This is a genomic window from Streptomyces aurantiacus, from assembly GCF_001418335.1.
GTDB classification, from domain to species: Bacteria; Actinomycetota; Actinomycetes; order Streptomycetales; family Streptomycetaceae; genus Streptomyces; species Streptomyces aurantiacus.
On the sequence record NZ_LIPP01000340.1, the window covers coordinates 1 to 12428 of the forward strand.

Genomic DNA, 12428 nt, shown 5'->3' on the forward strand with positions numbered 1-12428 from the left:
CGGACGTTGCGCCGGAGCCCGGCTCCCGACCCGCAGGAGAGGCCTGATGACCGAGGACGCCTACCAGTACGTCGACCTGCCCGAAGCGGCCGTCGTCACCACCCGGGCCCTGCTCACCGCGCGGGAGAACATCACCGACACCGTCGCCGCCCGCGCCATGATGTGCATCCACGGCGGCGCCGGCCACGGCAAGACGCTCGCGGTCAACACCTGCCTGAGCGAACTCGAACCCGCAGAGGACGTCCGACGGGTCACCTTCCGCGCCCGCCCCACCGCCCGGGCCGTGCGCTACGAGCTGTTCACCGCCCTCGACCTGCCCGGCGAACCGCCCCGCCACCCCAGCGAGTTCGACCGCCTGCTCAAGAACGCCCTGGCCGAACACCCCCGCACCTTCCTCGTCGACGAGGCCCAGTGGCTCAACGGCGAGGCGTTCGAGTACTTCCGCTACCTGTGGGACGAACCCTCAACCCAGCTCGCGATCATCTTCGTCGGCGGCGAGGGATGCCACACCGTGCTGCGCCGCGAACCGATGCTCTCCTCCCGCATTTTCATCTGGCAGCACTTCACCCGCCTCACCCCCGACGAAGTCCAGCAGGTCATCCCACTGTTCCATCCGGTGTGGGCCGACGCCGACCCCGACGACATCGCCTTCGCCGACAGCCACGCCGCCCATGGAAATTTTCGCGCCTGGGCCCAGCTGACCGCCCACACCCGTACCGGGCTCGCCCGTACCGGCCGGCCCCGGGCCGACCGGGAACTGCTGCGCTGGGCCTTCAGCCGCCTCGCATGACCGCCACGCCACCGTCCGTCGCCGTGGTCACCGACCGTTATGACGACGTGCTCCACACGCACACCGCCCTGGCCGCCCACCATCCGCCCTCCGGGCGGATCACCCTGCACCCGGGCCCGGGCACCACCAGCGAGACCGGCCTCGCCCACGACCTTCTTGCCTCCCTGGGCAAACCGCCCCTGCTCCCGGGCGGCTTTCCCGCCGGCCGTCAGCCCGCCTGGGAAGCCGCCACCGCCTGGATCACGGCCCTGCCCGTCACCCGGCTGACCGTCCTGCGCGCCCACCGCCTCACCGCCCGCCGCACGATGCGCCTCCTGCAACTGCGCACCCTCACCGGCATCCACCTGACCCTGGTCTGCCACCGCCCCCACCTGCCCGCCGCCCTGCACCAGGCCCTGCAGACGGCCGACTACTGCGTCACCGCCGACTTCCAGGCCGCCCGCCGCCACTACTACGGCACACCGGCCGCCGTATCCCCGCTTGTTGACGAGCCCGCCCGGTCGGCCAACCGGTGGCTCACCCTGCCCGTGCTGGACCGCCTCGTCTCCTACGACAGCCCCGCTCCATGTACCGCCCCGTGCACGCCGCCAGCGATCGCCTTCCGGCACCGCCCGCCACCCGCACCCCTCACCGAGCAGGCAGTCCGGGAAGTCGCCCGCCGTCTGGCCACCGTGACGGCCCACCCCCGCCTGGTCGCAGCCCTTGCTGCCGCGCTCTTCACCGGTGTCTCCTTCCAGCAGCTCGCCACCGCCCGTCCTGGCGACTACGACGACGCCGCGGCCACTCTGGCCTTGCATGACCGCGCTCGCTACACCGACGGCTGCGCCACTCACCGCGTGCCGCCGTGGGCGCGTGTCTTCCTGAGGGCCGCTGCCTGCTTCGCCCGGCTCGCTCCTGGCCAGGACCAGCATCTGCTGGCCGGCCCTCACGACCGCACCCACCTGTTGCGCGTAGCGGAGGCAGCCCGGCTCCGGCCGCCCCAGCCGTTCGCCGGCCAGAGCACCGGCCGTATCCAGTGGGACTGGCGCGAACGGAAGGAAGCACGACGCTATGACGCGATGCTGACGCGGCACCAGATCCCGCCCTCGTCCTGAGCCCGGAGCCAGGTGCACGTCAGTCGATGGAGAAATCGGCGAACTCCACGTCGGTGAAGGCGATCCCGAGGCCGTGAGCACGTCGGCCTCCGTCCCGGAAGTAGGCATGGCCCAGGGCACGGGCGAGGATCACCATCTGCTGCTGCTCGCCCCCGCTGGCATCCCGGGCGGCGAACAGCTCGCGGGCCACTTCTCCCGACAGGTACTGGGTGATCAGCCGTACCCGCGGATCGTCCGACGAGCCTGCCGGAGCGGCGAATCCGAACCGCGCCCTGGTGTGGAAGACAAACCCGTCGGACTCGGTGCGGGCCCGCAGGCGGGCGCGCACCAGGGGCTGCCACCGTGCCCTGACGGCCTCATCGATCAGCCCCGCATGCACAGCACTGGGACGGCGACGCATTCCCGGCCGGGTGGTGACCCACCTCTGTACCGTGCGCTGGGAGATACCCAGGAGGACAGCCACGTTCTTCGTGGAGCCCTTCTCCGCCCTGAGCAGGAAACGCACAGCGGCATCCTTCGTAGGCACCGGACGGGTCAGCAACGCCCGCTCGAGCCCTTTGACGATCTCACCCATGCCCGCCCCCGAGCGCTTCTCCACCGCGATGACTGGTGCACGGCGGCCGTCTGCTCTCCCAGATCTCTCACATCAAGCCGCTCTCCCCGGCCAGTTCAGGCATAGCCAGGACACCAGCTGCGGCCCTCGGCTAAAGAGTCAGCAGTAACCCAAGCCCGAGAACACCCTTTCCGAAGCAACCGTGAACCCCCAACCGTCATTTACGCCATCCGTACGTGTTTGGTACGCGAAAGGTGCGCTTCACGCTAGGGTCTGGGGCAGGAGGTTCTGTATGTCCGAGCTGTTCGACGCGGTCGACGCGCTGGTCTCGTCCCGCTCCACGCTGCCGCCCCCGGCGGAACGCAAACGGCTGCGCCAGGCGCACGGTCTGACACTGGATGAGGTGGCCGCCGCACTGCAGGTGCGGCGCGCGACGGTCAGTGGCTGGGAGGCCGGCAAGACCGAGCCGCGGCCGCCGGAGCGCGATGCCTACGCCCGCATGCTCAAGCAGCTCGCCCAGCTCTATCCCGCCAACGCCCCGGTGTCTTCTGAGGGCACGGCGGTTTCCGAGACGCCTGCCGTCCCGGGCGTTCCTGCGCCATCGGTCGCTGAACCGGCCAAAGCCCGCACCGAACCAACCGCAGACCAGATCCCGGAGCCTGTTTCCGAGGACACTGCGCTGCGCCCCGCCGCTGTGCTGCATCCGGTGGCCACGACCAGGCCGGCGTCGCGTCGGCCGCCCGCGCGTAACGCCGCCCCCGTCGGCAGCCCAGCCGGTGGTGTCGATGCGCGGTTCGAGAACGGGCCGCTCGCGGTCGTCGACGTCGAAGACGGCCAGGCGCTGGCGTACTGCGTCGGCGGCCTGGTCCTGGACGTACCGGCGAAGTCGATTCCGGCCTTGGTGGAGTGGACGCTGAGCGAGGGGCGGCTCGGGCAACCGAAGCTGTCCGGGCCGGGCAAGGACGGCGATCCGCTGCTCGTACTCACGGAGGCTGCACTGGAGCACTACGGCCTGCCGGTCACGCTCACAAAAGAGGAGCGCCTGGCCGGGCGGATCCCGGAGGGCCACAAGGTCATCAAACAGTTGACGCGCGCCAACTGGCAGCTGACGAAGCGCGGCTTCGGACCGTGGGTGCGGATCTACCGCCCCGCGCAGGGTTCGGAGCGGGCGTGCGTGCAGTTGTGCATCCCGTCGTGGGACGCGCTCGACACCCGGCACTGGGCCAACACGGGGCAGCTGCCACCGGCGGACCTGGCCCGGCTGCTGGGCACGTATGCGGCCAGGGTGATGACGCCGCGCGGCTCCACCGCTGTCACCGGCCTGGAGCTGATGACAGCCCTGCATCCGCCGACCCGCGCCTCCGAACCCGATGAGACGGGTAAGCGGCACTCCGAGCACAACCCCGGCTCGCTGGGGAAGGATCCGGTGGACTGCGCGCCGTGCGAGGCTCCCGACGGCCACCCGCTGCTCGCCGACCTGCCGCGCTTCCACCACCGCACTCCGGCGGAGGTCCTGGTGGAGGAGGCGTACGACTGGGCGCGCCCGCTCACCGACGCCGAATGCCTTCGCCCCCATCTGGTGGGTATCGATGTGAACATGGCCTTCGCCGCCGGCGCGAACGGCCTCACGGTCGGCCTGGGCGCGCCGACGCACGTCAAGAACCCCGTCTTCGACGTGAAACTGCCCGGCTCCTGGCTGGTCGACCTGTCCCATGTCGATCTGTCGAGGGTGAAGATGGCTAAGGACAAGTGGGCGGACCTGGACGGCTCGCTGCTGCCGAGCCCGTTCACGCCGAAGGGTGAACGGCCCGAGGGCTCGGCGTGGTACGCCACGCCCACCGTTGCGTACGCGGTCGAGTTGGGCTACGACGTCACGCCGGTCGAGGCGTGGGTGCGCTACGACAACGGGCGTTACCTGGACGGCTGGTACACCCGGCTGCGCGACGCGTACCTCGCCACGATGGCCGACCTCGGAGTGGGCGCCGACCTGTCGTCGGAGGAGTTTCTGAAGGCGATGGACGGCTACCGGCAGCGCGATCCCGGACTGGCGATCGTGGTGTCCGCGGTCAAGGCGACGGTGAAGGGCGGCATCGGCAAGCTGCGCGAGCGCCCGCGCGGGGAGGGCTGGAAGCCCGGGCAGCCGTGGCGGGCTCTTGCCCGGCCGACGTGGCGCCCGGACATCCGCGCCGCCGTCATCTCCCGGACCCGGATCAATATGCACCGCAAGATCGTCAAGCATGCCGCCTTCACCGGGCAGTACCCGGTCGCGGTCCTCTCGGACTGCGCCGTCTACGCCTCCGACGGGCCGTCGCCGCTGGACTTCCTGCCCTACCGGGACGGCAAGCCCCTGCCCGGCGGCTTCAAGCTCGGTGTGAACCCCGGACTGGTCAAGTGGGAGGGCACCCAGAGCGTGCTGTGGGGCGAGGGCGTCCGCGAGCAGTTCAACGCCCCGGACCTCAACCTCGCCCGGTACATCAAAGACGGCACCGTCACCGACCAGGACACCGGGGAGTAGACCGCGATGAGCATGTTCGGGGACGGCCTGGACACCGCGGTGCAGAAGGCGTTCACCCGCCCGGCGCCCAAGAGCGCGGGCGTGCAGATGCGGTACCTGGTCAAGCAGATGGGGGGCACCAAGGCGGTCGCCCAGATGCTGCGGATCTCCCAGCGCACCGTCGAGCGGTACGTGAAGGACCAGATCAAGAAGCCGCGCCCGGACCTCGCCGTGCGTCTGGAGCGCGAGGTGAAGAAGCGGTGGCAGCCGCAGATCCGGGCCAAGGCTCGCGAGAAGGCAGCGACCACCGGCGGCATCGTCATCGACACCCGCGCCCGCATGGGCTACACCGCACCGATCGGCTCCACGGACCAGGACCGCATCCGGCACCTGACCATCGCCCTACCACCGCAGTACGCGGCCCGCCTCTTCGATGCCCAGGAGCAAGGGGCCACCGACCAGCAGCTCCAGGAGATCGCCGCCGAAGCACTCAAGGAGGTCTACTTCCAGGACGGCGGCCGCCGCGCCGGCAGTCTGGAAGAGGTCCGGTTCACGGACATCGAGCACCTCGAGTTCGACCTGTAGATCTCCCAGCAGCAAGGGACCGAACCGCCTTCTGGGTTCGGGCTCTTGCTGCTGCTCCTGGCTTTGCCGAGCCTGTGAGGCCGGGGTTGTCAGACTCCGCTCCTAGGATGCGGCCGTGGATCGAGACTGGATGCGACAGCGGCTTGAGGCGTTTGCCGATCTGGCTCTGTGTTACGAGCGCAGTACGAGGCCGGGCGATTACGTGGGTGATCCGGCGCTGTATGAGCAGCTGCGCCGCGCAGAGCCCACGGTCAAGCAGATCCTGCGGCTCCTGGATCCTCAGCTTGCCGAGAAGATCAACCTGGATCAGATGGCGGGCGAAGACATGGCCCGCGATGAGGTTCATCGGGGTCTGGGCATTCTGGCCGACATGGACGAATGGGCCGCCCGGCTCGTACCGGATGCGCCCACTCTGCCCGCCGACCAATTCCACCCCTGGGTGTGGGAGTCGGCCGCCCCACTGTGGGGTGCAGAGGCCCGGCAGGATGCCGTCCTGGCTGCTGCCCGCACCGTGAACCGCCGACTCCAGCAGAAGCTGGGGCGCCACGACATCGTCGAGACGGACTTGTGCATGCAGGCCTTCGATATGAAGGACCCCGTCGCAGGGAAATCGCGCCTGCGGTTCGACGGCGACCGCAACACGCCTACCTGGCGCGCCCGCCAGGAAGGCGCCAAGTACCTCGCGGCCGGCGCCTTCCTCGCCCTGCAGAACGTGGCCGCTCACGAGGATGAGGTGACCTGGACCGAACAGGAAGCGTTGGAGCACCTGGCGACCCTGAGCGTCCTCGCCCGCTGGATCGAACAGTGCACGGTGGAGCGCGCCACTTGAGAGCTGGAGCGGATCTGCCGGTATGGACAGGAAACCGTACACAGAGCACTGCCGCAGGAGGTCTTCGACCACGGTCGACGGTTCGATGCTTCCGGCGTGATCATTCCCGCGCCGCCTGCCCCACGTACTACAGCGGTGCCTGACAGCGCCGCGGGCCTTCTCGACTGGGGCCGCAGCTCGCACTGGTCCTCCCAGCCCCACCCCTGTTGGCACTGCGGTAAGCCGACGAACGTTGTCACGACCACGGAGCACCCAGCCACAAAGTTTCTGAGCAGGAAGCCGCCCCGTAGACGGTGGACCGCTGTAGAGCGACTCCATCGCCCAGCTTGATGCCGACTCCCGTAGTTCCACGGGCGGTTGTGGAGTCAGCCCAGGCACGGTCCGGGAGCCATGCTCCATGAATCGAATAAGTGATCTACTTTCGGGAAAGTTGGGACACAGAGTGATGCAGTGGCCCAACATGTCGGTATGGATGGGAATGAGCCCACTTTCTTTGATCGGCGTCCTGCTGCGTCGGGAGCACTCTCGTACGGGAGCCGACTGGTAGTCAGGGATACGACTCATGTGTTGATCGAGGCCATCCCCTTCTTCATCCCCCACAGGAACTCATCGACTGAGCTGTCCATGAAGCTTGTCCACACAGACAAGCGGACTGGCGAGCAGTGTGAGATGACGCTCAAGTCGGAGGACCTGTACATGCTCAAGAGCCACATCGCCCAAGCGCTATCCGTATCTGAGCAAGACGATGATGGTCAGTACCTCGTGCTACGAACGGATGGGTTCGGAGCGCAACTGGACGCCTCTGATGACGCCGTCGGCGCGATCGGCAGTGCCCTGGAAAACCGCCGGTTCGCTGCTCAACTCGCCCACCAGGTGAGCCCCGAGACCTTGGCCAAAGCATTTTCAGCTGCCGTCAGGATCGGTGAGCTGAGAGCCGCCGTCACCGAACTGCAAGAGCATCTTGCGGAGGGGCGCAATCGAGAGGACGTTTACCAGGACTGGTGTGAGCGCCATTCCTGGGCCTTCGGCAACGCATATGTTGCTCGCGACGACCAACGAGTCATCGGGATCGGCGACCACGTCGATCTTTTGATGAAGTCCACCGCCAGCGGGTTGCGTGATGTGTACGAGCTGAAGCGCCCGGACAAGGACGTGATCTTGTACGACGACACGCACCAGAACTGGTATTGGTCATCGCATACCGCGAAGGCGATCGGGCAGTGTCACCGCTACCTCGATACCTTGCATCGCGCTGCGGAGTTCGGTCTGCAACCTGCGCGGCCCGACATCGTCGCCTACCACCCGCGTGCCGTCGTCATCATCGGGCGGTCACACACCTGGGAGGAGACGCAACTGCGCGCTCTGCACGGGCTCAACAGCAGGATGCACGGGATCACCGTCATGACCTATGACCAGCTGCTTTCCCAATGTCACGCGCTGCTAAGTCACGTCACCGCTATCGATGAGAATGCCGAGGGCCAGCCGAGTCAGTTGACTGCCTAGCTCTTTCTTCGCACGTGGGCGCTGGTGAGGCCGGAGAGGGGAAACGTCCGCCCCTGATCTGCGTGCCAGACCGGTTCAACATTCCCCTAAACGCCATAGCGGCAAGGTGACGACGCCCCGGCCTCTTGTCAGCCGACCGCCGACTTTCACGCCCACTCCACTCCCAGCTCGGTCAGAGCGGCCCGCTGCTCCTGTGCGAGCTTGTCGCGGCGGGTCTTGGTGTTGGAGATCCATACGCCCAGCTTGACGACTACCGGCTCGGTCTCGCCGTCGACCGTGATCTCTTCAGCGTGGCCGCGCGGTACAGGCCGGTGGGCACCTTCCCGTTCGACCCACTGGGTGAGGGCCGCCAGGCCCCGCTGGAACGCCTGTTCCGCCTTGCTCGGGCCCTTCGTCGTATGCGTGGCCGCCGGGGCGGGAGCCGGGGCCTCAAGTGGCTGTACGCCCAGCTGGGACAGCCGTTCCTGCTGCTCGGCCGACAGCTGTGCCCAGTTGCCCGGCTGGGTCTGCCGCTCCAGCCATCGTCCGATGTCGTCGCCGTCCATGAGTACGCCGGGTGCGATGTCGGGGAGGGTGCCGTCGGCGTCGACGAGGTCGGCGAGGATGCGGTAGTGGCGTTGCCAGTCCAGCGGCCACGGGCAGTTCCAGTCGGAGTCGATCGCCGTCAGCTGCTGCGCGCGTTCTGCCGCCCGCTCCGGGTCCTTCCCGAGGCCGCCCTTCCGCCTGAGATTGGCGGCATGCTGCCCGATGGGCACCATCGCGTCGCCTTCGCCCCACACCTGGTCCTGACGCGGGGCCAGGTGCCCGGTGGCCCGCCGGTATGACCGCAGCGCGGCGAGCTTGGTCTCCCAGGCTTCCTCGCCGGGTTCCCACACCATCCCGGCCTCGGGGGCGTCCAGGAGTTCCTTGCGCCGCGGCTCCAGCTCCCCGGCCCTCAGGGATTTCCGCTGTTGGTGGACCCATCGTCCAAGCGGAAATGCCTTCGTGACCCCGACTTCGACCTCTACGTCGTAGGGAACGGCGTAGAGCCCGGTGATCTCGTTCTCTGCCCGCCATCGGATGAGGGCTTGGTAGCCCTCCAACCAGACGAGGCTGTCCGGCCGGTAGACGCGGGTGCGTAGGAACGCGGCGATGGTCGCTGCGTCGCGGGGAGTGCTGAAGTGGAGCAGGGCTGATTCGGCGGCGGCCTGGGTGTCGTCGTGCTCCTGGTCCTCGCCGTCTCCCTCCCCGCCGGTGCCGACGATCCGGCCTTCCTCATCCCGCTGCACGTGGGCCTTGCGCTGCTCCCTGCCCCGGCTGAGGGCGCGGGAGGCGAGCTGCTCAACGAGTCGTTCATCATGACTGCGGAGTCCTTGGAGGATCGCGACAAGGGGGCGGAACGAGGCGCTGGCGACCATGTCGGTGGGGTCCTCGCCGGGCTCCAGGAAGATCGGCACGATGATGCGGGCGATCTTCGTGGTGCCGTCCTTGTTGAGCCGGAGCGCGCGGCCGATGTTCTGGACGATCTCGACCTGGGAGCCGCGGGTGTCGGCGAAGCAGATCGCCTCCACCCCGCGGTCGCCCGTGATGTCGACACCTTCTCCGAGGACCCGCACGGAGGCGAGGAACGCCCGGTGTACGCGCCGGTTGTTGGCGTCGATGCCGTTGGCGAACTGCCGCAGCGCCTCCCGTCGTTCGGCCACCGTGTGGTCGCCGCACAGCCACGCCGCCCACACCCGGTCCGGCGGGACGTGGCGGCCGGCCTCCAGGCCGTAGAACTCCGCATCGATCGACGACGCGGGCAGCTCCTTCTCCGCCTTGACCATGGTCTCGTCATCGGTGTCGGTGACGTACAGCTCGGCAGCGGTCCTCGGCAGGGCCTCCGCGAACGCCGCCGCCTCCTCCACCTTCTGATGGAAAGTCATGGTCGTGCGCAGGTTGTAGGCCGCCGCGTGCTCCAGGAGCGCGGTCTGCAGGAGGGCCAGGCGCCGGCCTCGCTGCGCCTCCTCCGACTCCCCCAGGACGGGGGATGGGTCGCGGATCTCCAGGACGTCGATCTCGAACCCCGCAAGGATTTCGCGCTCGATGGCCTCCGAGAGCCCGAGCTCCGCCCCGGGCAGCCAGGCGCCGAAGGTGCCGTCCGGGTCGTCGGCCATGCTCGCGATCTCCAGCTCCTGGCCGTCCGCGCCCTTCTGCGGCCGGGGCGCGGCGAGGATGCGCGGGGTCGCGGTCAGGTAGAGCCGGAAGTCCGCCGGGATGCGGGCGTTGTCGTGGATCGCCGCCCATGGCCTGCCAAGATCGCCTGCGGTTGAGTGGGCTTCGTCGATGATGGCGAGCGAAAAACCGTCCATGCGCTGGCCGTACAGGCGCTCTCCGCCAGCCAGAGCGGCCTCCAGTGGCCCGCGAACTTTCCGTTGGCCCGTCGGGTCGTCGATGTCCTCGCGGTCCACGAGTGAGGCGTACGTGGCGAACACGACGACCGGTCCGTGTCCGGCCCACAAGGCGAGCTGGATCGGGTTGGTGGTGGTGCGCACCCCGAGTTCGTTCAGCACGGGGTCGTTCTCCAGCGAGCACACCGCGACCATGGGGGAGCGGTGCCCGACCGCCCGCCACGCCTGGGCGGTCTGCACGAGCAGGTCCAGGGTCGGCACGGTCACGAGGATCCGGCCCTCGGGGAAGCACTCCAGCGCGCTCGCGGCAGCCATGATCGTTTTGCCGGATCCGGTCGCTGACACGATCGTGCCACGGGCACCCTGCGGGGGCACAGATGATCTTGCAGGGAATCCGACCCACCTACGAAAGGCCGACTTCTGGGCGACCTGGTGTTTCTTGAGCGGAATCCTGCTCATCGTCCGTCCTTTTCCGCCGTGTCGTACAGCCAGGCGCTCTGCAGCCTTTCCAGCGCGGTCTCTTCCTGGCCCTCCCGCGCCCAGATCCCTTCGAGCCAGAGCGGGGTGTGGTCGATTCTCTCGCACAGCACGAAGCAGGCCGGTAGGTCGATCAGCACGACCTCGCCCGCGAACATGCCGTCGGGCCCGTAGTGCTGCCACAGCCGCTCCAGCCGGGCCCTGCGCTCGTGCAGGTACGTCTCCAGGGTCTGCGGGTAAGCGTCCCGCTCCGCCATGCGAACGGTCCGCAGGGCGATGCCCACGACTTCCCGGTCCGACTCCTGGTCCCACTGGTCGGAGCTGGTGCCGGTCACGGCCGCGTAGTGCTGCCCGCACACGGCGAGGACGCGCTCGACAAGTTCCGCCGGCGCCTCGCCTCCCTCCGCGTCACGGGCCGAAGGCCGGCCCCCGCTCACCGGCTGCGCATCGGGACGGTCCCCGGTACGGACGGACGCCTCCAGGTTCAGGCCGTAGTGGTCCAGGTAGGCCAGGAGGAACAGGGCCAGGGCGCGGCCGGGGTCACTGGCGTGCTCGATGTAGGGGTGCTCGCTGGTCCAGCCGAACGTGGCCTGGTGGGGCCGGGGGTGCACGCCGGGGGTGTGCGCATCGGGGAAGACCACGGCGCGGGTGAAGAAGTCGTCCAGGCGGCTGACCAGCTCCGCGTCCGGGTCCTCCAGCTCACGGCCTCGCACGGTGGCGGTGGCGTTCTCCAGGATGGTGGTGAGGTACCGCCGACGGGTTTCCTCCTGCTGCCGGAGCTCACTGTCCGGGCTCTCCTCCACCACCTCCACCACGCGGTACAGGCCCTGGTCCCCGTACAGACCGCCCGGCTTCTCCAGCGCCTTGCGCACCTTGGCGACCGCGTCCCCTACCGACCGCCCGTAAGCGTAGTTCGTCAGCACGGACGCGCCCGGGTGCTCCGGATCGGTCCGCTGCGCCACGATCCGGTAGCGGACCAGCTCCGGGTCCGGCCCCGCGGCCTCACCGCTCTCGCGCTCCTGCTGCGCCTGGTGCCAGCGGTGTACGTCTGGGTCGCTTACAGGGGAGTAGGCCTGCCACCCGTCCTCGGTCATCAGGTTCCAGATGCGCTTCAGCTCGTTGCGCCGGACCGCTGCCAGCCGGTCCCCCGTGCTGAGCGGCTGGGGCTGGTCTTCTCGGTTCTCCAGGCCGCCAGCGGCGACCCAGAGTTCGTGAATCTGCTCCACCGTCATTCCGGTAACCTCACGGTGAATTTCCTTCCGCGCCTCAAAGCGCCTTTCGAAGCCCAGCGAATTCAATGAGTCCTCGCTTCCCGCGCCCCGCCCCAAGTGGTTGGGGGGTGTCCCGTGTTTCCGCCAACGGTACATGGTGCATCAACCTGATGCACCCACTACACTGGAATCCACACGAACGAGCGACCCCCACCCCTCGTAGCCAGCTAGCCCGCGTCAGCGGGCCTCAAGGTTCTGGAGGCGCAGCCGGAAGGACCGTCAGGCGGGGGAGCGCAGCGGACCCGCCGAGGAGTCCGCAGGACTCTCAACTCCCCAACCACACACCCAAATAGCCGCACCAGACACCCCCTCAACCGAGGGCGCGCACCGCGCGGCCCGCCATGCCGCGCAGCGGCCGGCCCCACTAGATCCCGAAGCGCAGCGCAGGGATCTGCCCACGCATCGCGTGGGCAGCGGGAGCGCAGCGACCGCCTCCCTTGCACATCGCGCAGCGATGTGGTAC

9 protein-coding genes are annotated in these 12428 nt (G+C 68.7%); 6 read left to right on the forward strand and 3 right to left on the reverse strand.

The features are described from left to right. The first annotated feature begins 46 nt into the window (after positions 1-46). Positions 47-790, forward strand: a complete 744-nt coding sequence (locus tag AOK01_RS34180; protein ID WP_055518586.1) for an AAA family ATPase — start codon at positions 47-49, stop codon at positions 788-790. Continuing rightward, the gene (locus AOK01_RS34185; RefSeq protein ID WP_245702536.1) at positions 787-1884 is read left to right on the forward strand and encodes a hypothetical protein; all 1098 of its coding nucleotides are present in this window, start codon (positions 787-789) and stop codon (positions 1882-1884) included. The genes AOK01_RS34180 and AOK01_RS34185 overlap by 4 nt, the downstream gene beginning before the upstream one ends. Before the next feature lie 19 nt (positions 1885-1903). Here the strand turns inward: AOK01_RS34185 and tpg (AOK01_RS34190) are convergent, their stop codons facing one another. Further along, a complete protein-coding gene (gene tpg, locus AOK01_RS34190) occupies positions 1904-2458 on the reverse strand; it encodes a telomere-protecting terminal protein Tpg (protein WP_055518589.1) in 555 nt (184 codons plus the stop codon). A 271-nt stretch (positions 2459-2729) separates the two neighbouring features. Between tpg (AOK01_RS34190) and tap the strand changes: the two genes are divergently transcribed. The 4 genes from tap to AOK01_RS34210 all read left to right on the forward strand — a co-directional run bounded on the left by tap (position 2730) and on the right by AOK01_RS34210 (position 7848). Beyond that, on the forward strand, positions 2730-4952 hold the full coding sequence (gene tap, locus AOK01_RS34195; protein ID WP_055518591.1) for a telomere-associated protein Tap: 2223 nt from the start codon (positions 2730-2732) through the stop codon (positions 4950-4952). Between the two features lie 6 nt (positions 4953-4958). Then, positions 4959-5516: a telomere-protecting terminal protein Tpg gene (tpg, locus tag AOK01_RS34200; RefSeq protein WP_055518593.1), complete on the forward strand. Its 558-nt coding sequence runs from the start codon at positions 4959-4961 to the stop codon at positions 5514-5516. A gap of 115 nt (positions 5517-5631) precedes the next feature. Further along, positions 5632-6345 carry a TIGR02391 family protein gene (locus AOK01_RS34205; RefSeq protein WP_245702538.1) on the forward strand — a complete coding sequence of 238 codons (714 nt, stop codon included), beginning with the start codon at positions 5632-5634 and terminating at the stop codon, positions 6343-6345. 564 nt (positions 6346-6909) lie between these two features. Beyond that, entirely contained in the window at positions 6910-7848 is a 939-nt protein-coding gene (locus AOK01_RS34210) for a Shedu anti-phage system protein SduA domain-containing protein (RefSeq protein ID WP_055518595.1), read from the forward strand. A 146-nt stretch (positions 7849-7994) separates the two neighbouring features. On the opposite strand, the gene AOK01_RS34215 is transcribed toward AOK01_RS34210, so the two are convergent. Beyond that, complete coding sequence (locus tag AOK01_RS34215; RefSeq protein WP_079103992.1) at positions 7995-10676, reverse strand: DEAD/DEAH box helicase; 2682 nt, start codon at positions 10674-10676, stop codon at positions 7995-7997. Next, positions 10673-11926: a hypothetical protein gene (locus AOK01_RS34220; protein ID WP_055518598.1), complete on the reverse strand. Its 1254-nt coding sequence runs from the start codon at positions 11924-11926 to the stop codon at positions 10673-10675. Before AOK01_RS34220 ends, AOK01_RS34215 begins: the two co-directional genes overlap by 4 nt. Between the last annotated feature and the right edge of the window lie 502 nt (positions 11927-12428).

What these genes read in the sequence shown, in the direction of transcription:
- tpg (WP_055518589.1), bottom strand. Translation starts at nt 2,458, where the DNA reads ATGGGTGAGATCGTCAAAGGGCTCGAGCGGGCGTTGCTGACCCGTCCG.
- tpg (WP_055518593.1), top strand. Translation starts at nt 4,959, where the DNA reads ATGAGCATGTTCGGGGACGGCCTGGACACCGCGGTGCAGAAGGCGTTC.
- AOK01_RS34215 (WP_079103992.1), bottom strand. Translation starts at nt 10,676, where the DNA reads ATGAGCAGGATTCCGCTCAAGAAACACCAGGTCGCCCAGAAGTCGGCC.
- AOK01_RS34220 (WP_055518598.1), bottom strand. Translation starts at nt 11,926, where the DNA reads ATGACGGTGGAGCAGATTCACGAACTCTGGGTCGCCGCTGGCGGCCTG.
- AOK01_RS34180 (WP_055518586.1), top strand. Translation starts at nt 47, where the DNA reads ATGACCGAGGACGCCTACCAGTACGTCGACCTGCCCGAAGCGGCCGTC.
- AOK01_RS34185 (WP_245702536.1), top strand. Translation starts at nt 787, where the DNA reads ATGACCGCCACGCCACCGTCCGTCGCCGTGGTCACCGACCGTTATGAC.
- tap (WP_055518591.1), top strand. Translation starts at nt 2,730, where the DNA reads ATGTCCGAGCTGTTCGACGCGGTCGACGCGCTGGTCTCGTCCCGCTCC.